Below are 20,692 nucleotides of genomic sequence, written 5' to 3'. Positions count from 1 at the left end.
ATTTCAATGACGGTGTTTGCCAGTCGACAATGGGCATCATCGGTTCCCCATATTGAGTCCTTTCGCGTCTGGTCCGACGTAGGTGTCATTGTAGTCCCAGTTTCTGACATACCAGGGATGATAGACGACGAGCGCAATATGCCCCTTGGCGTTGATGATCTTGATGAGGCGACCCATCACGTCGTAGAAGCTTTTATCGTGATGGCCGGAATCCCTGAAGGAGTGATCGCGGATGTAACCCTTAGCATTGGCGAAATAGGGACGATACGTTCGTACTACTAACCCTTTGTTGTTGTATTCCACGCGCTCGCTGATGCGCCAGCGTTGATCGGCGTATGCCACCATTGGCTCACCGTTCTCGTACTCCAATTTGCCGTCCTTCACGACATAAGCTTCACCGGACTCGACCCGTTGCTGAGTTTGCAAGAGCCGTTGAAAACCGTCGAAAAATGACCGAATGATGTGGAATTTTGCCGAAACATCGTCACCAGGGTACCGGTCCGCACTCAGGCGGACGCTGTGCACCGGCATGCGCTCGACGGTGTGCAACAAGTCATTTAAAGCCTGTTCCGCCGGCGTGCGCGTTCGGATCCTGGCCAGGCGCCTGCGGGCACTGGCGCGAATGTGGCCGCTGGGTAACACGTAACCGTTGTTGATCCACTCGTTCAGCCATTCGGTGTTCTGTCTGGCCGATACGGGCAATGTGCCCATCCAGCAGTGAAGATCTGTGCGCAAGGTGCTGGCCGCCTCTTGCAGCTCATCTTCAGGGTGCTCGATTGCCGTGTCAGGGCTTAAATCTCCGCTGGGGATATAGTTTCTGATTAAGCCAAAGCCGATGGGCTGACCATTTTCAGTGCCGTGAAAAGTGTGAGTGTGCACACCGGAAGGACCGTTATAGGCTTCCTCCGTATTATCGTTGGCGTCGGTGATGCTCTTCGTTAACCCTGAGAAGTAATCCTGCTCGACGCGAGTGGTGCAGCCATCCGGCTGCTCGACGCTTTTGGTCACCAGACAGTACTCGTCATATTGCGCCTGGGTGACACCGTGGCTTTGCGTTTCGTTGTATTTGATCACTCGGTAGAATTGATCGATGCCAGCATACGTAGCAAAGTTGTGTAGGGCAGACCAAAGATTTCTCTCTTCGTCCTCCTTTTTGTCGGCCGTGTCGTCCGCACCCAGAAACAGCTCCATGGGCAGATATCCAATGTTCGCAAGTTCTTCCCGGATATCGATCGGGGGCGTTACGTTGCCGTAGACCTCCAGCGCGTTCTTGTTCAGATAAGCGATTTCCATCGTCCCCCGCAAAGCCTGTAAACAGGCTTCATCCTTCGGCAACTCGTCATTGTTCGTGTCGACGTAGAGTTGCACCGATTGCGCGGTCAGTTCCCGCACAGCGGCCCATTCGAGGGACTTGAATGAATCCAGGAAGTCCTTATAAGAAATTTCTGCGGGGTTGAGACCCGATGGTGCTGTTCCTTTGGGCAAAATCAATGCGTTGCCGCGTTGCAGAAACGGCAGACCAATCCGCCAGCCCTGCAGGTCGACCAAGTGAATGAATTGGGCGCGGGTTTCGCTCAGGTAATAAGACTGTTGTGCTCGGTCATGTGCATCGAACCAGCGCTTCCTTTCGTCAGGGTCTTCAAAGGGGGGCTCATCCTTTTCGGTCCTGCGGCGGGCGTAACTGACCGTGAAGCTGTGGGTGGTCAGGCCGAATTCGTCTCGTTTCAGGTTGATGACATGGCGGCACAACGGGTCTTCGACGATACGTTCGTAACGGTAGCTGATGTTCTCCAGCAGGGATGCCATCAACACCGAGTCGGGATGGTGGCCGCGCTCACGCACTTCGCGCACGATGTAACGATTTTGCTCTACCAGAATGGGAGTGTCGGCGTCTGTGTCTTTCTCCGCTCTGGTTTCGACTCTCAATACGGAACCTGCGAGGGCGCGGGCGATTTCGTGGGCAATGGCGTCGTCGGCCGGCGTAATGATCTCTTCGCAATCGTCGGCCGGGTGATACCGACAAAAAAGCGTGTCACCCAGAGGCTGTGCCTCATCATCGAGATTGAAATATCCATCGCGAGATGCATTGATCCTGTTGCCGGTGTGATACCAGATGTCGAGCAGCGCCGATTCGGTAAAGCCGGTGTTGTCGTCATCTGATGCACTTTCACTGTCGGTTTGGCGCACGCGGCCGAAGCCCCGGAATTCGCGGTCCCGACTGTCGTAGTATCCCGCGAAATAACTGAAAAACTGATTCAGGCAGTTGCCGGTGATTTCGTCGAGCTGGGTCTGTTGACTGACGACTTGCACGGCAAACGGCAGGTAACACACGGGAAGTCGCCCGAGGCCGAGGATGTCCTTTTTTTCATCCAGCCAGAATTGCGCAGAACTTCTGTACACCGCCTCGGTGAAGCACCCCATGTTGTTATTGCTCGATGTCAGCAAATAGGGCTTGGCGCTGACAAAGTCATAACGCCAGTGCTGGGGCTTCATGTGCGTCACGGTCAGGATCAGGCTGGCGCAACCGAGCCCTTGCAGGTCGGCGAATGTGACTTGGCACAGGTTGTCGTAACGCACGTCTTCGGGCCACGAAACCTCGATGGGTGTCTTTTCGAAACCGTTGCCGCCGCGGTTGAGGTAAATCTCAAAGTGATCCGATTTGAGATAGATCAGCGCCGGTGCGCCGGACCCGTCCAGGTCCGCGATGCGCACCTGGCTCACGTTGAATGTTTCGTACTCGAAAACGGGGCCGTCGATAACAAAGCCAGTGCCGAATTTCCCATGCCCGAGGTTTGGCCAGCATTTGATTTCGTTGTGACGAATGCGGCACAACCCGGTCATGTCGCTACCGTTCAGGTTGCCCAGAAATACCAGCTCGATGGGTGAGTTGCTGATCAACGGCAGACGGTCATCAGGCGGCTCATGAGCGACATCTTCGCCCTTGGCAAAACCGTCTTCGCGCCGGTTGGCGTAAAGGCGTACAGCGTTGGGCCCGATCAGGGCCAGGGAGTTGAGCCCGTCTCCCGTAAAGTCGCCCAGTTGCGAAAGGACGTTGAAAAACTCCACCGGGAACGCCGTGAACGGAATGAAGCCAGACCAGGATTTATCCGGGTTCAGCGTATAAAAACCACACATTCCCGGCTCGGCAATAATCCAGTTCAGACGGCCTTCGCCGGTCAGGTCCATCAGGGCCTGATGCGCCTCCTTATTGCGGTCGGCGCCCGGGATTTTATCCAGGGCTGTCCAGGGGCCATACGTGATGTGATCGACATTGTCCGCGCCACGCAGCGGTTCGCGGTAATACCAGCATTGGTCATAGCAACACAGAAAACCGGGAATGCTTTCGCTGAACAGATCAACACATTGATATGTCTGTCCATCCTCGATTGCCGGCATGACCTCGAACGGAAAAAATGCGCTCGGCTGCGTGTTGAGTTCGAAAGACGAGTATTCGAATTCCACCGGCGGCGAGGATTCCATCAGTCCGCCGGCTTCGTATGCCTGATAATGCGCCGCTGTGATCTGGCTGTAGGGCCGCAGGTTGGTGTAGTCCGAGTACTCCAGCAGCAAGCGGCGCACCAGCACAGGTTTATCGCCCAGTTGCGGGAAACTGTGAAACATCAGCACCTGCCGACAGAGGCGCCGGGTGCCCACTTCGAAGCCTCGCCCATAGGATGAAAACGGGTCGTTACGGACTAACCAAGGCTCGAGTGTCGCGCCGTCATAAACCGGTTTTTCAGTCAGGCCCAGCGTACGTTCGCCGTAATCGAATACCACGTGAAAAAGCCATGAAGGTGGTGCCGGCCTCAAGACATTCCAACCGTACAACTGATCGTTTGCCTGACCATTGCCGTAGAGCACTCGATGCAAATATCGCTGGGCCCGGTAGTCATGCGGGTCAGGAAGCTCGTCCTGTTTCTCTGACAGGTACTCATAGCAAATATGCTCGCCAAGGGCGTTCATGCTTTCCTGCAACAGCCACGTCGCCACATGGAGTGGGGCTTGCGGGTCGGCCACGCGGGAGCTGTCGTCTTTGCCGAAAAGGTGCAGGCTGCCGTCTGCTCCGTGCACCAGCCAGAAGCCCTCGGGCGTGAAGTCGGAACGCCAGAACTCGATGAGGTCGAATGTCTGTTCGACCCGAGGCCTGTAACGCACCACCGTATGTTTGCCAACGAGTTGACCACAGTATTCGGACACCTCTCTGGACTCGATCTTGCCCTCGTTGTCACGATCGGGCATCACCTCCTGCCCCAAGGGGTCGATGAACACATCCTTCTCGTCACGATAACTTGGTACACCCTTGTCCGTCTGGCGGGTAAAAGCCTGAAGGTTCAAGCGCCAACCGATACCGAACGGACCGTTTCCCGACTGGCTGCTGTAACTTAGTAAGAGGTGAGGATCCCAGCCACGGCCCAATGACAAGGGCACAGGCAAGTCATAGGCAGTGGCTCCCGTCGAACCCGTCGAGCCCCAGCTACTGGCGATGGTGGCGATTGAAGCGCTCTTGGCGATGGAAGGTTCAGTGATGCTCAGGGACGCTTGTTCTTGCATGGTGCTGATCCTGTTTTGGCCAGACGCTGTTGCATGGCAACGGTGTCGCGGGATAGGTCAGACGCTAACAAGATGGGCGGCATTCGTAACCTGTCAGATCTGACAGGTCAGAGGGGGTTTTCTAGATCGAATCGCTGTAAGGAGAAAGTTTTTAATGCCGATTGACACTGTTCGTCAGCAAAAAAACGGCCGGGTCGTCATCTGACGAGCCGGCCGTTGGGGTCAATCGAAGCGCTTACTGCACTTCGACCGCCAGGCTTTCACTGATCTTTTTCTGCCAGATGGCAGGACCGGTGATGTGTACCGACTCACCTTTGCTGTCCACCGCAACAGTCACCGGCATGTCTTTCACGTCGAACTCGTAGATGGCTTCCATCCCCAGTTCGGCGAATGCCACCACGCGGGATTTTTTGATCGCTTGCGCCACCAGGTAAGCCGCGCCGCCGACTGCCATCAGGTAAACGGCTTTGTGGTCCTTGATCGCTTCGATTGCGGTCGGGCCGCGCTCGGATTTGCCGATCATGCCCAACAGGCCGGTTTGCTCGAGGATCTGACGAGTGAACTTGTCCATCCGCGTGGCGGTAGTCGGGCCGGCAGGGCCAACCACTTCTTCGCGCACCGGATCAACCGGGCCGACGTAGTAGATGAAGCGACCTTTCAGGTCCACCGGCAGGGTTTCGCCCTTGTTCAGCATCTCGACCATGCGCTTGTGCGCGGCGTCGCGACCGGTGAGCATCTTGCCGTTGAGCAGGACGGTTTCGCCCGGCTTCCAGCTCTGCACTTCTTCCGGCGTCAGGGTGTCGAGGTTGACGCGACGGGCCGACGGGCCGGCTTCCCAGACGATTTCCGGGTAGGCGTCCAGCGGTGGCGCTTCCAAGGATGCCGGGCCGGAACCGTCGAGCACGAAGTGCGCGTGACGGGTGGCGGCGCAGTTGGGGATCATGCACACCGGCAGGGAGGCGGCGTGGGTCGGGTAATCCATGATCTTCACGTCGAGCACGGTGGTCAGACCGCCCAGGCCCTGGGCGCCGATGCCCAGTTGGTTGACCTTCTCGAACAGCTCCAGGCGCATCTCTTCGATACGGTTCTGCGGGCCGCGTGCTTTGAGCTCGTGAATGTCGATGGATTCCATCAACACTTCCTTGGCCATCACGGCGGCTTTCTCGGCGGTGCCGCCGATGCCAATGCCGAGCATGCCCGGTGGGCACCAGCCGGCGCCCATGGTCGGAACGGTTTTCAACACCCAGTCGACGATCGAGTCGGATGGGTTGAGCATGGCCATTTTCGACTTGTTCTCGGAACCGCCGCCCTTGGCCGCCACGTCCACTTCCACGGTGTTACCCGGAACGATGGAGTAGTGGATAACGGCCGGGGTGTTGTCCTTGGTGTTTTTACGAGCACCCGCCGGGTCGGCGAGGATCGAGGCACGCAGGACGTTTTCCGGCAGGTTGTAAGCCCGGCGCACACCTTCGTTGATCATGTCGTCCAGGCCCATGGTGGCGCCATCCCAACGTACGTCCATGCCTACGCGCACGAACACGGTGACGATGCCGGTGTCCTGGCAGATCGGGCGGTGGCCGGTGGCGCACATGCGCGAGTTGATCAGGATTTGCGCGATGGAATCGCGGGCTGCCGGCGATTCTTCACGCAGGTAGGCCTCGTGCATCGCCTGGATGAAATCCACGGGGTGGTAGTAAGAAATGAATTGCAGGGCGTCGGCAACGCTCTGAATCAGGTCGTCTTGCTTGATCACGGTCATCGAGTCGCGCTCCTCTAAAAGACGGGAACATTCAATAAGGTGCCTGCGGCTTGGGTGCATCGGTCGGTCGCAGACACCTTTCAAGGCACGCCGGGCATGCTGGCGCGACGCTAAAAAGGCGCGGCAGTATACCGCGCATCAAAGGCGGGTACATCTGTTGACAGTCAAACGTTGGTCGCATACATCGCCGGTGCGGATCGCCACGAATCCTGATATAGCCGCACAACGCGAACCTGTGGCAGCTGCCGAAGGCTGCGTTCGGCTGCGAAGCAGTCGCAATATCAGAGATTTGCGGTATGTCAGGTAGACCGTGTCAGCCGGATTCACGACTGCTTCGCAGCCGAACGCAGCCGAACGCAGCCTCGCAAGCTCGACAGCTGCTACAGCGAACGCAGTCTTCGGCAGCTGCTACCTGGAATGCAGCAAGGCTCGACTCACAGGAAACGGGTCATGGGTTTGACGCCAGAATTTCGCCCTAAAAATTGAATGGTCATTTATCAGACTCGCCACTAAAGTGGCATCCGGCCTGTAGAGTAGGACTCTCTGACAGCCTCCTTTCGCACGGTGAATCAACGATTGACCCATAACGCCATCCAGCGGCTTTTGCTCAAACGCTTTGCCCTTGCGGCCGGCACTTATGCCCTGGCCTTGCTGCTGGTGTGGCTGGCGTTTTTCACCGGCCATTACGACGACTCCCTTGCCGGCATGGTGATCGGCAGCGTGTTGACGGTGTTCAGCCAGGCCGTGTTGTTCGCGGTGTTTTACAGCGGCACGAACCTGCGCTGTTCCGACCCCAGCCTGACCGAAGTGCAAATACTGCTGGGGCTGGGTTGGCAATCCTGGCTGATCGTCCATCTGGACGAGGCGCGCGGTGCGTTTCTGGTGTTTTACCTGCTGATCCTGTTGTTCGGGCTGTTTCATCTGTCGCGTATTGCTTTTGTGCGTTGCGCGTTGCTGGTGTTTTTCAGTTTCAGCGCCATCACGTTATGGGAGCTTTACCACTTCAAGCTGCACGACCCGACGCAGGCCCTGTTGCAGGTGTGCGTGCTGTTTGTGGTACTCGGCTGGCTGGTGCTCTATGCCCGTTACGTCCAGGTGTCGCGCCAGCGTATGCGGCAGCGGCGGTTCGCCTTGCAGGCGCATCAAGACACCCTGCGCGGGATGATGCGCCAGCTCGAAGGCCTGGTGGCGACCGACGAACTCACCGGGCTGTTCAACCGCCGGCATTTTCTGCGCCTGGCCTCCCGCGAGCTGAACGCCATGGAAGTCGGTGTGGTGCATGGCCTGGCGCTGATCGACCTCGACCACTTCAAACGTATCAACGATGTTCATGGCCACGCCGCCGGCGATCAGGTGCTGCAAGCGTTCGCCGGAGTGGCCACGGCCTGCCTGCGCGATGGCGATATTCTGGCCCGTTATGGCGGTGAAGAATTCGTGGTGCTGTTGCCCGATTGCGATGCCGAGCGCCTGACGGCCTGTTGCGAGCGCTTGCGCATAGCCTTCATGGATGTCGAATTGGTCGGCCTGGAGATCGCCCACCTCAGCCTGTCGGCGGGCATGACCTTGTTGGAATTGGGTGACGATCTGGATCGTGCCTTGCACTGCGCCGATCAGGCGCTGTACCGCGCCAAGCGTGACGGCCGTAACCGTTGCGCGGCCGCCTGGGAGAATGTCGATGCCTGAGTTACGGGTCGGCGAACGCCAATGGGCAGTGGCGGTAGGCAGTAACCTGCTCGATGCCCTCAATCAAAACGGCGTGCCGGTGCCCTATAGCTGCCGCGCCGGCAGTTGCCACGCGTGCCTGGTCAAATGTGTCGAGGGCCTGCCCAGCGACAGCCGTCCCGATGCCTTGAGCAATGAACAGCGCCAACAGGGTTGGCGGTTGGCCTGTCAGTGCCAGGTGGTTGACGATCTGCAAGTCGAAACTTTTGACCCGCTGCACGATGGTCTTGCCGCGCAAGTGGTCGCCAGCGATTGGCTGAGCGCCAGCGTGTTGCGCTTGCGCCTGACCAGCGAGCGCCCGTTGCGCTATCAGGCGGGGCAGCATCTGGTGTTGTGGGCGGGGCAGGTGGCGCGGCCATATTCCCTGGCCAGCCTGCCAGAAGAAGACCGCTTTCTGGAATTCCACCTCGATTGCCGTCAACCGGGGGAATTCAGTGACGCGGCGCGTCGCTTGAAAATCGGCGATCCGATCCGCCTCGGCGAGTTGCGCGGCGGGGCGCTGCATTACGATCCGGACTGGCACACCCGACCACTGTGGTTGCTGGCGGCCGGCACCGGTCTGGGGCCGTTGTTCGGCATCTTGCGCGAAGCCTTGCGGCAGCATCACCAGGGCGCCATCCGCGTCATTCACCTGGCCCATGATGCCAGTGAGCATTATCTGGCCAAACCCCTGCAAGCCATGGCCGAGGGCCGTGAAAACCTTAATGTCGAGCTGTGGACGGCGGCCGAGTTGCCAGCGGCTTTGGCGCAACTGCACCTTGTTTCCCGGCAAACCCTGGCCTTAGTCTGCGGAGCACCCGACAGCGTCGACGCCTTTGCCCGGCGCTTGTACCTGGCGGGTTTGCCGCGCAATCAACTGCTGGCGGATGTCTTTGTACCCCATGGTTGAGCGCTGATTTTTGTGGCGAGGGAGCTTGCTGTGGCGAGGGGGCTCGCCCCCGTTGGGCTGCGAAGCGGCCCCTAAAAACAGACGCTACCTCGGGTATCAGACAAACCGAGCGTGCCGGTTTTACGACTGCTTCGCAGCCGAACGGGAGCAAGCTCCCTCGCCACAGTTGATCCTCTCAGATCAGGACACGCCATGCCCGACGCCATCCAGTTTGAACGTGAGCGCGGTTTACTGACCCTGCGCCTCAACCGCCCGGAAAAGAAAAACGCCCTGACCCGCGCCATGTACAGCCAGCTGGCGGAGGGTTTGCGGCTTGCCGACAGCGATCCCGACATCAACGCCGTGCTGATCACCGGCAGCGCCGAGTGCTTCACGGCTGGCAACGACATCGCCGACTTCATCCAGCAACCGCCGGGTAACCTCGACAGCCCGGTGTTTCACTTCATGCTCGGCCTTCTTGAGTGCCGCAAGCCAGTGATCGCTGCGGTAGCCGGCGCGGCGGTGGGGATCGGCACGACGATGCTGCTGCATTGCGATCTGGTTTATGTCAGTGCGGATGCGAGGTTGCGCATGCCATTCGTCAATCTGGGGTTATGCCCGGAGTTCGGTTCCAGTCTGATCCTGCCGCGTTTGCTCGGGCAGGCCAAAGCGGCGCAGTTGTTGTTGCTTGGGGAAGGTTTCAGTGGCGAACAGGCCGCCGCGTGGGGGATCGCGACTGAGGCCTTGGGCAGTGGCGAAGCGGCATTGGCCAAGGCGCGGGAGATGGCGTTGCGCTTTGATGAGTTGCCACCGGAGGCAGTGCGCATCAGCAAGCAATTGATGAAGGCACCGGATCGCGAGTTGATCCGTAAAGTGATCGAGGAGGAGGGCGCGTTGTTCAACCAACGGCTGCGTTCGCCGGAAGCGATTGCGGCGTTGTCGGGGTTTATCAGCAGGCATTGAATCTTCGGTGATCGTGCGGGCCTCTTCGCGGGCAAGCCTCGCTCCCACAGGTTTTGTGTTGAGCTCTGACTTGGTTGGCAGCGGCTTGCCCGCGAAGAGCCCCGCCTGGGCAACACGACTTGCGGATCAAAAACCAAAAAGCCCCTCCATTCACATGGCGGGGCTTTTGTTTTTCAGCAATCGGTCACTCAGACCTGCGGGTCGCCCACGTGCAGGATCTTCATGCCGTTGGTACCGCCGGTGGTGTGGTAGCTGTCGCCCTTGGTCAGGATGACCCAGTCGCCTTTCTGCACGACGCCGCGCTTGACCAGCTCGTCGATGGCTTTCTGGCTGACTTCGTTCGGTGCCAGCGAGGCCGGGTCGAACGGAACGGTGTACACGCCACGGAACATCGCTGCGCGGGCCTGGGCTTCGCGGTGCGGGGTGAACGCGTAAATCGGCACCGACGAGCGGATACGCGACATGATCAGCGGGGTGTAGCCGCTTTCGGTCAGCGCGATGATCGCTTTCACGCCCGGGAAGTGGTTGGCGGTGTACATGGTTGCCAGCGCGATGCTCTCGTCGCAGCGCTCGAATTCCTTGCCGATGCGGTGGCTGGAGGTCTTGCTGGTCGGGTGCTTTTCAGCGCCGATGCAAATGCGCGCCATGGCTTGCACCGCTTCCAGCGGGTACAGGCCAGCAGCACTTTCCGCCGACAACATCACGGCGTCCGTGTAGTCGAGTACGGCGTTGGCTACGTCGGACACTTCGGCGCGGGTCGGCATCGGGTTCTGGATCATCGACTCCATCATCTGGGTCGCGACGATCACGGCTTTGTTGTGGCGGCGAGCGTGCAGAATGATTTTCTTCTGAATGCCCACAAGCTCAGCGTCGCCGATTTCCACACCCAGGTCACCACGGGCAACCATCACCGCGTCGGAGGCCTTGATCAGGCCGTCGAGGGTTTCGTCGTCGGCCACGGCTTCGGCGCGTTCGATCTTCGCCACCAGCCAGGCAGTGCCGCCGGCTTCGTCGCGCAGTTGACGGGCGTATTCCATGTCGGCGGCGTCACGCGGGAAGGACACCGCGAGGTAGTCGACTTCCATCTCGGCGGCGAGCTTGATGTCGGCCTTGTCTTTCTCGGTCAGGGCCGGCGCCGTCAGGCCACCGCCGCGACGGTTGATGCCTTTATGGTCCGACAGCGGGCCGCCGATGGTCACGGTGCAATTCAGTTCGGTGGCGGTGGCGGTATCGACGCGCATCACCACGCGGCCGTCGTCGAGCAGTAGCTCGTCGCCCACGCCGCAGTCTTTTACCAGGTCCGGGTAGTCGATGCCGACCACTTGCTGGTTGCCTTCGGTCAACGGATGGCTGGTGGAGAAGGTGAATTGATCACCGATCTTCAGCTCGATCCGCTTGTTGGCGAATTTGGCGATACGGATTTTCGGGCCTTGCAGGTCACCCAGCAGGGCGACGAAGCGGCCGTGCTTGGCAGCGAGGTCACGCACCAGCTTCGCGCGAGCCTTGTGCTCGTCGGGGGTGCCGTGGGAGAAGTTCAGGCGGGCGACGTCCAGGCCAGCCAGAATCAGCTGTTCGAGAACTTCCGGCGAGTTACTGGCCGGGCCAAGGGTAGCGACGATTTTGGTACGACGGACGGACATGCAAAGACTCCTGAGTTCAAGCGCTAGCAGAGGCTACTATGGTCTTTGGGTGTAGTCATTGTTCGTTTGCACTACTTATTGCTTTCTTTATTGAACGTGACAACTTTGCAGCACGCCATCCTGAAGATTTCCGACAACGGGTCGATACAGAGCACAAGACAGGAGATCCCCCATGCGATTCGTGCCCACTGCCGCCCTTGCCCTCAGCGTCCTCAGCGTCACGGGCTGCACCCGTTGGTCGATGGACCATCATTTGAACAATGCCTACAGCGCCTACGAACGCGGTAACTGCGAACAGGTGATGCTCGAACTGTCCAAGGTCGATCGTGAAAGTCGTTCCCGTCGCTACGTACAGCCGGAAGTGTCGATGATGCGTGGCCAGTGCCTGGAACGGCAGAAGCTGTTTATTGATGCGGCCCAGACCTACCAGTACATCATCGCGGCCTACCCGCAAAGCGAATATGCCTATCGCGCCCGTGCCCGTCTGGAAACCTTGCAGAGCCTGGGCCATTACCCGACGCGCAGCGCGGCGGCCGTGCGCCCGACGCAGTTCTGATGGCCGCTGTCATGCAACGGCTGGCCGCCCGGCGGTGGTGAGCTATAGTCGAATAGATCGGTTTTAGAACCCTGCTTCTAAACCGAGGTGATACCTGTGATCGGCTGCAGTAAACGTCAGCGTTGTAAGGACTGACGCACCAGGATCGGGGAGAGCGCGCCCAGGCTTATCAAGTAGCCGGCACGTTCCGAAGCATTAGTGCGGCCCTGCTTAAGGGCCTTGCTGGGCCATTTGCGCATGTTTACCGACCGCCGGATCGAGCGGCATCAACTGCCGTATTTTCTGAAAGTGTTCAACAGCGTCACCGACAAACCCATCGGCTTTCTGGGCAACTTGTCCAACGACGGGCTGATGCTCATCAGCCAGTTGCCGATGATGGTGGGCGTCGACTTTGACCTGCGATTGAAAATCCCCGCCAGCGACGGCTGCCAGCAGGTCATTGACCTGAAGGCGTGTTGTCTGTGGTGCCATGAAGACGCCACGCCCCACCATTATGACGCCGGGTTCAGCCTGCAACCGGCACCGCCGGAGTATGGGCAGCTGATGGAGGCGTTGACGCAGTACTTCAGCTTTCAGCCATTGCCTGCTTCAGCCTGACAAATCCGCAACCAGTAGCAGCTGGCACAGCCTGCTACTGGGATTCGTCGCTACGTCGTTTTAATCGCCTTCTCGTTATCCAGCGATCGCTCCACCAGCATCAACCCCAACTCACTCATCCGATAAATCGCCATGGCCAGATGTCGCGGCTTGTCGTCCAGGCTTTCAGCCAGGTCGAGCAGCAGAATGCTGACCGTCGAAAAGGTTTCGTAGGTCTCGATGGTCAAGGCTTCGGGATTGGCATCGGGGACAACGGTGAACATTTTCATGGATCGTTCCTCGGTGGGGCGCTCGTTGGCAAAACACGGCTCAGTGTTTTCCTGTTTTAGATAGTGATCTAGAGCCCTGTTGGCAGCTTCTTGGAGTTTTCTTGAGTCGAGGGTTCCGTAGGGGGAACGCGGGATGGTATTGCGTGGATTGGGTCGAGGCATTAACACGGTTAACTCCTTGTTGGAGCTACCGCCGATTCGGAGGTAGACGAATGGACGGCAGCGAGGGAAGGAGAACCTTATGTCGGGACGGACAGCACCCACAATCAGCCCAGGTCGCTGACACTTGTAGGCAGATGCGCTTCATTCTGTAGCCGTTAGCGCTGCTATTCGAGAAGTCGGGAGGAGGACAACAAGCAGATTACTGACCATGAGCGTCAGTTGTTACCCGATGAGAGGCATCGGGTAACAACCGAGGAGAATTGCGACTCTTGATGGTTAGCTAGTCATTAGGGGCATTCTTTTTTGGAACCTGTGATTCTTTAAAATCGGTGGAGATAGAAATAAGTGCCAAAGAGATGAATTCTTGGTTTCGATCTATCGTTTGCATTGCACATCGGATGTTATCCGCTACTTCGGTACCCCCTCGTTGCGCCACCCAATTCGATAGTTCTTCTATAGCGGCGCCCAAAGCCAGTTGGTTCTCATTGATCTGCGTTAGCACTGAAGCAAATAGGTTTGTCTCGTCCATGATTGATTCCTTGTGATAGAGCTTTCAGGGGATTGGTTTTCGTAAGTACCCGGATTGAAGGCCTGTCGTACGTGCTCGCACGTCATATTCATGTAGACATCGTGATATGACGATTTTATATACGATTCGACGTTACATCGTCCCAGCTTTTTTCCACCCCAAATACGCCGTCACCAACTCGGCCCCCAACTCCCCAGGCCGAGCATCCACCACCGGCACTCCATGAGCACTCAACCGCTCATGGAGTTGCGCCCGGTCATTCAAATAATCCACCGTCCCGCAATAAGCCAGCGCCTCCGGCAATGTCTGCACTGGCGCGTGCCTTAGATTATCGAGCAAGTCTTCACGCAAACTGGCCACCAACACTCTATGCAATTTGCTCAGGCGTTTGACGGCAGTCAGCAGTTCTTCATCGTCTTCATCCCGCAGGTTGGTGACCAGCACCACCAGCGCCCGGCGTTTTTGTCGGGCCAGTAATTGCGTGGCGGCAGCCTGATAGTCGGCGGGGCGTTGGGTGCTGTCGAGGTCATAGACGGTGTTGAGCAATACGTTGAGCTGGCCCGTGCCTTTGACCGGGGCGAGGTAGTGCGGTCGGTCGCTGGCGAAGGTGCTCAGGCCGACTGCATCGCCTTGGCGCAGGGCGATGTAGCTGAGCAACAGGCAGGCGTTGAGTGCGTGATCGAAATGGGCGAGCTCGCCATCCTGGTTGCGCATGCGCCGGCCGCAGTCGAGCATGAAGATGATTTGCTGGTCGCGCTCGTCCTGGTATTCGCGGGCGATGGGGGTGCGTTGGCGGGCGGTGGCTTTCCAGTCGATCTGGCGCAGGCTGTCGCCTTCGCGGAATTCGCGCAGCTGATGGAATTCCAGGCCCAGGCCGCGACGTTGTCGTTGGCGCACGCCGAGCTGGCTGAGCCAGTTGTCCACCGCCAGCAGTTCGCCGCCGTAGAGGCGGGCGAAGTCGGGGTAGACGCGGGTGGTGTCGGGTATGTTGAGCAGGCGTTTGTCGGACCACAAACCCATGGGGCTCGGCAGGTTGATTTCGCAGTGTTCGAAGCTGAAATGGCCGCGCATGAGCGGGCGCAGGCGGTAGCTGATCTGGCTCTGTTGGCCGGGTTGCAGTTCGACCGACAGGGGCAGGTTTTCGAAGCTCAGGCCGTCGGGTACGTGGTCGAAGATCTGAATGTTCAGTGGTTGGGTAAAATTATGCTCGACCTCCAATCGCACTTCGCTCCATCGACCGAGTGCCAGGCTGCCGGGCATTTGTCGCTGGAGGCGCGGTGAGGACAAACGCTTGAGGCGAATGGCGTCGAGTATCGCCAGGGCCAACAGGGCTAGCAGTAATCCCCAGTTGATCGATAAAAGGCTTGATGGAACGGCGATGTCCAGCGCCCGTAAGGCGCCCAGCACGATGCCGATGGCCAGCAGGATAGTGAGCCAGGTCAAGAGCAGGCGCGAGGGTTTCATGGCGTCGCGACTTCGTGGCAAGGGTTGGTCTGGCACGGTAATTCTGTGGCGAGCGGGCTTGCCCGCGTTCGGCTGCGAAGCAGTCGTAAACCCGACAACCGCGGTGTGTCTGTCGATATGCGATTGCAGGTTTTGGGGTCGCTTCGCAACCCAACGGGGGCAAGCCCCCTCGCCACAGGAGTGGCGTGTAACGAAATAGAGGGGGTCATAACCGTGGCGCCGGCACTTGGTCGAGCAGTTGCTTGAGCACCTGATCGACGTCCAGCCCTTCGATGTCCAGCTCCGGGGCAATCCGCACGCGGTGACGCAGTACCGCCAGGGCGCAACCTTTGATGTCGTCGGGAATCACGAACTCGCCTCCGCGCAACAAGGCGCGGGCGCGGGCGCAACGTGCCAGGGCGATGGAGGCGCGAGGCCCGGCGCCGAGGGTCAAACCCGGCCAGGTGCGGGTGGTGCGGGCCAGGCGCACGGCGTAATCGAGCACCTGATCGTCCAGCGGCAGATCGCTGGCAATGCGCTGCAAGGCCAGCACGTCCTTGGCTTGCAACACGGTGCGCAGCGGTTGTACATCGAGCATGTCGGCGCGGGTCGAGCGGCTGACCTGACGCACCATGTCCAGTTCCTGATCGGCCTCGGGGTAGTCCATGCGCACCTTGAGCATGAAGCGGTCGAGCTCGGCTTCCGGCAGTGGGTAGGTGCCTTCCTGTTCGATGGGGTTCTGTGTGGCCAGCACCATGAACGGTTGCGCGATGGGCAGGGCGCGGCCTTCGAGGGTGACCTGGCGTTCCTGCATGGCTTCGAGCAACGCGGCCTGGGTTTTTGCCGGGGCGCGGTTGATCTCGTCGGCCAATAGTAGGTTGGTGAACAATGGGCCTTTGCGCAGTTTGAATTGCTCGGTCTGCAGGTCGTACACCGCATGCCCGGTGACGTCGCTGGGCATCAGGTCCGGGGTGAACTGGATGCGGGCGTATTCGCCACCGAAGCAACGGGCGAGGGCGCGCACCAGCAACGTCTTGCCCAACCCCGGCACGCCTTCGAGCAGCACATGGCCGCCGGCGATCAGGGCGGTGAGCACATCGTCGATCACGGTGTTCTGGCCGATCACCGCTTTTTGCAATTCCGTTCTTATCGCCTGGGCCAACTGGCTGGCGCGCTGGCGCTGTTGGGCGGCGTGGGTCTGGGTGCCGGGCTCGATCTGTTCACTCATAAGGCGTTCCTCAAGGTTTGCAGGTGGGCGACCTGACGGCTGAATTCAGCGCTGGACAGCCGCTGCTTCGGTCGCGGGCTCATGGCCTGGCTGATGGCGCGTGTGGGGTGGCCGGTCAGGCGTGCGAGCACCAGCCATTGTTCGGCGACGCCGAGTTGTTCAAAACCGGGATGACGGTGGCGGACACGACGCAGGATGTCTTGCTGCAAGGCGTGCAACAGGCTGTGCTGACCGCTGCGGCGCAGCATGAAATCGGCGCTTGCGCGCAGGTGTTCCTGAAGATGCCGACGCGCCCTTGGGGCCGGCTCCAGCAACGGGCCGCTGCGCACGCCAACGTGCCAGAAACCCAAAGCGATCAAGGCGATCAGGGCTACCAGGGCTTGGGGAAAGTAACGCCACAACAAGGTCAGCAGACTGTCGTGCTCGGTATTGAACAGCAGGGTCACACCGGTGTCGGCGGTCAGGTACCACAGCAGCCAGGCGTTGTCGTACTGGTTGATGGCCGGGGTTTTCCAGAGGTCGGCGTCGGTGACCACGGTGATCGAACCCAGCCCGTGGCTCAGCTGCATCATGTGCGTGGCCTTGCCACTGTTGGCCCAGGCCTGGGCGAGGTTTTTCGGGTCGTCGAGGTGGAACGCGGTATCGAAGCTGAAGTAGGCCGGCGCCTCTTCGTTTTCCAGATAGAGCTTGGTCAGTTTGGGGTAGGGATCATCGCGCAGATCGGGAGGCGAGTCCTTGAGGTCTTTGCTCAGGAACTGGTGCAACTGCACCCGGTCGAGCAGCAGGTCATTGCTTTGGCCGGTCTTTTCATCCCACAGGGCTTCGGCGACGAATACCAGGCGCCCACCGGCCCGGGTCCAGTTCAATACCTGATCCACCTGGCGCGGCGACATGTTGGACCGGTCGCCGAGCAACAACAGGCTGTGCTGACGCGGTTCGAGGGTCGGCAGGATGTCGAGGCTGTTGGCGTGGCTGACGGTCAGGCCCTGTTTGCGCAGAAAATGCTCGGCGGCCAGGTAGGGATTGGCCTGGGCTTCAGGGGACGGGCCGTGTTCGATTTGTACCTGATAGGGCGTGGCCTTGAAATACAGGTAAACACTCAGCGCACCCAAGAGCACGACGATGAACACGCCGACCGCCAGCCATGCCCTGCGGTTCAACGGACCGCTCCCGGGCCGAACAATGCGCGCCAGCCGTCACACAGTTCCTGTTGCAAATGCGCCGGTGGCAGGCGATGCCCGTAGGCCATGTTCTGCCAGTGTGCGGTCAGGTTTTTACTGAAGGCCAGCAACGCCGGTTGCTTCAATTGTTCAACGCGCTGAAGCACTTCGCCTTCGGTGTCGGCGGGTTTGAGCGTCATGTTGAAGTCGTTCAGCAAGTGGCTGAGCAAGGCGCGATAGAGCAAGCCAAGGGCTTCACGCGGGTTGGTTTGCCAGAGGCTTTCGGCGCTGGCCGCGATATCGGCGGGCAGGGTTTCGCGGTTGAGGTCCAGGCCGAACGCCTGCTGCGGCGATGGTCGCGTCACTTTATGGTTCAACGCCGGCCGGCGGCTGACGAACGCCTGCAACCAGTCGCGGTAACGCCAGATCAACAGGCCAATGGCGCCGATCACCGCGCCCCACAGCAACACCTCGATCAGGTTGGCCAATACGCCGAAACGTTGGCTGTCGAGCAAACTGAACAGCGCTTTCAGCCAGGCGGGTGTTTGACCACCGTGCGCAGTGTCGTCGTTGGGCTTGTCTTGGCCAAACCGATAGCGGGTCACCGTTTCCTTGTTCTTGAACGGTGGCTGATCGAGGATGGCCTTGATGCTGTCTCGGGATGCCTGACTGGTCAGCGGTTGCTCCAGCAGACGCGGGCTGTCTGGTGACATGCCCGGTTCGGCGGCCCAGACGCTTTGCCCCGTCGGCACCAGCACAAACGCCGCCAGCAGCAACGTGATGACTGCGCTGCTCAGGCGCTGGCGCAAGCGGCGGAACACCAGTTCGATGTCCCAGGCCTCCAATCGTGTGCGCCGGTTCAGGTAAAGGCTGAAACCACAGGCGACATAAATCGGCTCCCAGACCACCAGCACCAGGGCGTAAAAAGCATTGGTCAGGTGTTCCAGCCAGCGCCAGTCTTGTGTGGCGGCGGCAATCAAGGTCTGCCAGCCCCAGTCGAGTTCGACCTGCAGCGGCAAGAGCATGTAGAACAGCACCATCAGGCCGATCCACAACGCGGTTTCCAGGTGCACGCCGATGATCGTCAGCCATTGCGCGGCACCGGCATTGCGCTGCAAGAGCACGCGTAAACGCTGTTGTCGTGCTTCGCCCTCCAGGCCTTCGAGTTGTACCACCGGCATCAGAAAGCTGCGGCTCAGGCTCAGGCGGCGCCAGGTCAGGCTGGCCAGCAGTTGCGGCGGGAGCAGACGCGGCCATTGGCGCAGGGCCTGTTTCAGTGTGGGTGTTTCGCCGAACATGGCTTTGGACAGGATGTACAGCGGCAGCCGATCGAACGCCGGTTTGAGCCACCAGAACAGGAACAGGGCGAGGGAGGGCGAATCCCACAGCATCAGGCTGAGCAAGGTAAAAATCGGTAGGGTCACGATCGCCCAACTGGTCATCAACAGGCGTCGATGGCGCTGACTCAGCAGCACCCCGAGGTCCATGGCTTCCCAGTTTGTGCGTGGGCGAATCACTGCACTGGCGTCACTCAGGCGCATGGCGGGTCCGTCCGGCAAACAGCAGATAAGTCCCGACCAACACCCAGAGCGCTGCGCCGACCAGGTATTTGGTCAGCGGCGTGACTCCGGTCCGCGACGACCAGTAGGCTTCTATAAACGCTGCAATCAACAAAAACAGCATGACCCCGCAAATCAGCAACACGCTCTTGCTCGCCGCCACTCGCAGGGCTTCGGCACGGGGCAAACGTCCCGGCGCGATCAACGCCCAGCCCAGTTGCAGGCCGGCGGCACCGGCCAGGGCAATGGCGCTCAGTTCGAAGGCGCCGTGCCCGATCACGAATGACCAGAAGGTTTGCCCGTAGCCGATGTGCGTCAGGTGCCCGGCCACCGCACCGATCATCAAGCCGTTAAAGAACAGGAAAAACGCGCTGCCCAGGCCAAACAGCAAACCGCTGGCGAAGGTCTGAAACGCGATGCCGATGTTGTGCATGATGTAGTAACCGAACATCTCCCAGTCTTCACTGGCCGCCCGTTCCGCCAAGCGCCCCAGATGACCGGCGACGGGGTCATACATGCTTTGCATCTCACTGACCTGCTCGGCCGGGATCAGGTTGTAGACCAGTTCCGGGAACAGATACACCAGCAGCCCGATGCCAATCAGGCTGCCAAAAAATATCAGGCTGGCGGCAAGCACGAAGCGCCATTGTTCGCGCACCAGTCGCGGGAAGTCGGCAAGGATGAAGCTCAGTACGTTGGCCCTCAGCCAACTGCGATGCCGATAAAGCTGTTGATGCCCGCGCAGCACTTGTTGCTGTAACGAGTCGACCAAAAAGCTGCTGTAACCACGCTCCTGAGCCAGGGCCAGGTGTTGGCAGAGCCGTCGATAATCGCTGGGGAAGCTGGCGACTCGCGAGGTTTCCTTGCCGCGTTCCAGCCGTTCGAGCATGAGTGCAAACTGCTCCCATTCGGTCTTGTGGCGGCTTTCGAATAGGCTTTGCTTCATGTCGGGCCCAACAGTCCGCGGGCGATGCCGTTGAGTTCGGCCACGGCCTGCGGCGCTGAAACGTGCAGCGGTTGCGCGAGTATCGAGGCGAGTTCGCTTGCCCGCGCCTCAGAGAGTTCACCCTGGCGCTCGGCAAACCCGAGGATGGCGCGTTGTTCGGTCAGCGTCAGCGCGAAAGCGGCACGGCGCGGCGGGGCATCAGGTAACTGCGGTCGGGTGAGCGGTTGTTCGCGGTAGATCACCAGCGTGCCGGCGGCCAGATCGCCGAGGCGCTTGAAAGTGGGATGTTGCAGGCAACTGATCGCCCCGAGGAAGTAGCCGAACGGCAACATGTCGACAAATCGCAACAGGTTACGCAGCAAGGACGCGGACCAGCCGATGGGGGTGCCATCGTCGTGCACCACGCGCAACCCCATCCATTGCTTGCCCGGCGAGCGCCCCTGATTGAGCACCTCGAACAGCACCATGTACCACCAGCTCACCACGAACAGCAGAATCGAGCCAAGCCCGGCGCCGAGTTTGCCGAGGAACGCCAGCACCATGAACAGCAGGCCCAGGATCAACCCGCGCAGGCCCAGGTCGATGGCGAACGCCAGCGCACGGACCATCAACCCGGCCGGGCGCAGTGGCAAGTCGATGCCTTCGGGCGTTTCGACGTGATACCGCGTGTCCAGTGGCGGGGCCAGCGTTGCTTTCCGTGGCAGTGCTGTGGTCTCGAGCATGGGCAACCTTGGTGTGGC

Annotated in this window: 16 protein-coding genes; 5 read left to right on the top strand and 11 right to left on the bottom strand. The window is 59.8% G+C overall.

Features of this window, described 5'->3' with window-relative positions:
• Positions 1-36: 36 nt before the first annotated feature.
• A complete protein-coding gene (locus tag AF70_RS15300; RefSeq protein ID WP_028939427.1) occupies positions 37-4,551 on the bottom strand; it encodes a SpvB/TcaC N-terminal domain-containing protein in 4,515 nt (1,504 codons plus the stop codon).
• Between the two features lie 235 nt (positions 4,552-4,786).
• Complete coding sequence (locus tag AF70_RS15295; RefSeq protein WP_019581511.1) at positions 4,787-6,310, bottom strand: fumarate hydratase; 1,524 nt, start codon at positions 6,308-6,310, stop codon at positions 4,787-4,789.
• 576 nt (positions 6,311-6,886) lie between these two features.
• On the opposite strand from AF70_RS15295, the gene AF70_RS15290 reads away from it, so the two are divergent.
• From AF70_RS15290 to AF70_RS15280, 3 genes are all read left to right on the top strand, one after another.
• Positions 6,887-7,993, top strand: a complete 1,107-nt coding sequence (locus AF70_RS15290) for a diguanylate cyclase (RefSeq protein ID WP_028939426.1) — start codon at positions 6,887-6,889, stop codon at positions 7,991-7,993.
• Positions 7,986-8,921, top strand: a complete 936-nt coding sequence (locus AF70_RS15285; protein WP_028939425.1) for an iron-sulfur-binding ferredoxin reductase — start codon at positions 7,986-7,988, stop codon at positions 8,919-8,921. Before AF70_RS15290 ends, AF70_RS15285 begins: the two co-directional genes overlap by 8 nt.
• 192 nt (positions 8,922-9,113) lie before the next feature.
• The gene (locus tag AF70_RS15280) at positions 9,114-9,863 is read left to right on the top strand and encodes an enoyl-CoA hydratase-related protein (RefSeq protein ID WP_028939424.1); all 750 of its coding nucleotides are present in this window, start codon (positions 9,114-9,116) and stop codon (positions 9,861-9,863) included.
• A gap of 188 nt (positions 9,864-10,051) precedes the next feature.
• On the opposite strand, the gene pyk is transcribed toward AF70_RS15280, so the two are convergent.
• On the bottom strand, positions 10,052-11,503 hold the full coding sequence (gene pyk, locus AF70_RS15275; protein ID WP_018926537.1) for a pyruvate kinase: 1,452 nt from the start codon (positions 11,501-11,503) through the stop codon (positions 10,052-10,054).
• Between the two features lie 172 nt (positions 11,504-11,675).
• On the opposite strand from pyk, the gene AF70_RS15270 reads away from it, so the two are divergent.
• Both AF70_RS15270 and AF70_RS15265 read left to right on the top strand, forming a co-directional pair.
• On the top strand, positions 11,676-12,059 hold the full coding sequence (locus AF70_RS15270) for a tol-pal system YbgF family protein (RefSeq protein ID WP_019581507.1): 384 nt from the start codon (positions 11,676-11,678) through the stop codon (positions 12,057-12,059).
• A 237-nt stretch (positions 12,060-12,296) separates the two neighbouring features.
• Positions 12,297-12,656: a PilZ domain-containing protein gene (locus AF70_RS15265; protein WP_028939423.1), complete on the top strand. Its 360-nt coding sequence runs from the start codon at positions 12,297-12,299 to the stop codon at positions 12,654-12,656.
• Positions 12,657-12,706: 50 nt separating this feature from the next.
• Here the strand turns inward: AF70_RS15265 and AF70_RS15260 are convergent, their stop codons facing one another.
• The 8 genes from AF70_RS15260 to AF70_RS15225 form a co-directional block, all read right to left on the bottom strand.
• On the bottom strand, positions 12,707-13,087 hold the full coding sequence (locus AF70_RS15260; protein WP_081625771.1) for a DUF6124 family protein: 381 nt from the start codon (positions 13,085-13,087) through the stop codon (positions 12,707-12,709).
• A 280-nt stretch (positions 13,088-13,367) separates the two neighbouring features.
• Positions 13,368-13,616, bottom strand: coding sequence for a hypothetical protein (locus tag AF70_RS15255; RefSeq protein WP_019581504.1), 249 nt, complete (start codon positions 13,614-13,616; stop codon positions 13,368-13,370).
• A gap of 132 nt (positions 13,617-13,748) precedes the next feature.
• Positions 13,749-15,080 (bottom strand): DUF58 domain-containing protein, encoded by a 1,332-nt coding sequence (locus AF70_RS15250; protein WP_028939422.1) that lies wholly within the window; start codon positions 15,078-15,080, stop codon positions 13,749-13,751.
• Between the two features lie 205 nt (positions 15,081-15,285).
• Positions 15,286-16,287, bottom strand: coding sequence for a MoxR family ATPase (locus tag AF70_RS15245; protein WP_018926531.1), 1,002 nt, complete (start codon positions 16,285-16,287; stop codon positions 15,286-15,288).
• Positions 16,284-17,447, bottom strand: a complete 1,164-nt coding sequence (locus tag AF70_RS15240; protein WP_019581502.1) for a DUF4350 domain-containing protein — start codon at positions 17,445-17,447, stop codon at positions 16,284-16,286. Before AF70_RS15240 ends, AF70_RS15245 begins: the two co-directional genes overlap by 4 nt.
• Positions 17,444-18,988 carry a DUF4129 domain-containing protein gene (locus AF70_RS15235; RefSeq protein WP_019581501.1) on the bottom strand — a complete coding sequence of 515 codons (1,545 nt, stop codon included), beginning with the start codon at positions 18,986-18,988 and terminating at the stop codon, positions 17,444-17,446. The genes AF70_RS15240 and AF70_RS15235 overlap by 4 nt, the downstream gene beginning before the upstream one ends.
• A complete protein-coding gene (locus AF70_RS15230) occupies positions 18,975-19,952 on the bottom strand; it encodes a stage II sporulation protein M (RefSeq protein WP_019581648.1) in 978 nt (325 codons plus the stop codon). Before AF70_RS15230 ends, AF70_RS15235 begins: the two co-directional genes overlap by 14 nt.
• Complete coding sequence (locus AF70_RS15225) at positions 19,949-20,674, bottom strand: RDD family protein (RefSeq protein ID WP_028939421.1); 726 nt, start codon at positions 20,672-20,674, stop codon at positions 19,949-19,951. The genes AF70_RS15230 and AF70_RS15225 overlap by 4 nt, the downstream gene beginning before the upstream one ends.
• Positions 20,675-20,692: the final 18 nt, after the last annotated feature.

The sequence above is a fragment of the Pseudomonas sp. KD5 genome (assembly GCF_012932895.1).
Classification (GTDB): Bacteria; Pseudomonadota; Gammaproteobacteria; order Pseudomonadales; family Pseudomonadaceae; genus Aquipseudomonas.
This window is presented reverse-complemented; position numbering and strand designations above follow the sequence as displayed.

What these genes read in the sequence shown, in the direction of transcription:
- AF70_RS15225 (WP_028939421.1), bottom strand. Translation starts at nt 20,674, where the DNA reads ATGCTCGAGACCACAGCACTGCCACGGAAAGCAACGCTGGCCCCGCCA.
- AF70_RS15235 (WP_019581501.1), bottom strand. Translation starts at nt 18,988, where the DNA reads ATGCGCCTGAGTGACGCCAGTGCAGTGATTCGCCCACGCACAAACTGG.
- AF70_RS15280 (WP_028939424.1), top strand. Translation starts at nt 9,114, where the DNA reads ATGCCCGACGCCATCCAGTTTGAACGTGAGCGCGGTTTACTGACCCTG.
- AF70_RS15250 (WP_028939422.1), bottom strand. Translation starts at nt 15,080, where the DNA reads ATGAAACCCTCGCGCCTGCTCTTGACCTGGCTCACTATCCTGCTGGCC.
- AF70_RS15285 (WP_028939425.1), top strand. Translation starts at nt 7,986, where the DNA reads ATGCCTGAGTTACGGGTCGGCGAACGCCAATGGGCAGTGGCGGTAGGC.
- AF70_RS15245 (WP_018926531.1), bottom strand. Translation starts at nt 16,287, where the DNA reads ATGAGTGAACAGATCGAGCCCGGCACCCAGACCCACGCCGCCCAACAG.
- AF70_RS15265 (WP_028939423.1), top strand. Translation starts at nt 12,297, where the DNA reads ATGTTTACCGACCGCCGGATCGAGCGGCATCAACTGCCGTATTTTCTG.
- AF70_RS15260 (WP_081625771.1), bottom strand. Translation starts at nt 13,087, where the DNA reads ATGCCTCGACCCAATCCACGCAATACCATCCCGCGTTCCCCCTACGGA.
- AF70_RS15295 (WP_019581511.1), bottom strand. Translation starts at nt 6,310, where the DNA reads ATGACCGTGATCAAGCAAGACGACCTGATTCAGAGCGTTGCCGACGCC.
- pyk (WP_018926537.1), bottom strand. Translation starts at nt 11,503, where the DNA reads ATGTCCGTCCGTCGTACCAAAATCGTCGCTACCCTTGGCCCGGCCAGT.
- AF70_RS15270 (WP_019581507.1), top strand. Translation starts at nt 11,676, where the DNA reads ATGCGATTCGTGCCCACTGCCGCCCTTGCCCTCAGCGTCCTCAGCGTC.
- AF70_RS15300 (WP_028939427.1), bottom strand. Translation starts at nt 4,551, where the DNA reads ATGCAAGAACAAGCGTCCCTGAGCATCACTGAACCTTCCATCGCCAAG.
- AF70_RS15230 (WP_019581648.1), bottom strand. Translation starts at nt 19,952, where the DNA reads ATGAAGCAAAGCCTATTCGAAAGCCGCCACAAGACCGAATGGGAGCAG.
- AF70_RS15255 (WP_019581504.1), bottom strand. Translation starts at nt 13,616, where the DNA reads ATGGACGAGACAAACCTATTTGCTTCAGTGCTAACGCAGATCAATGAG.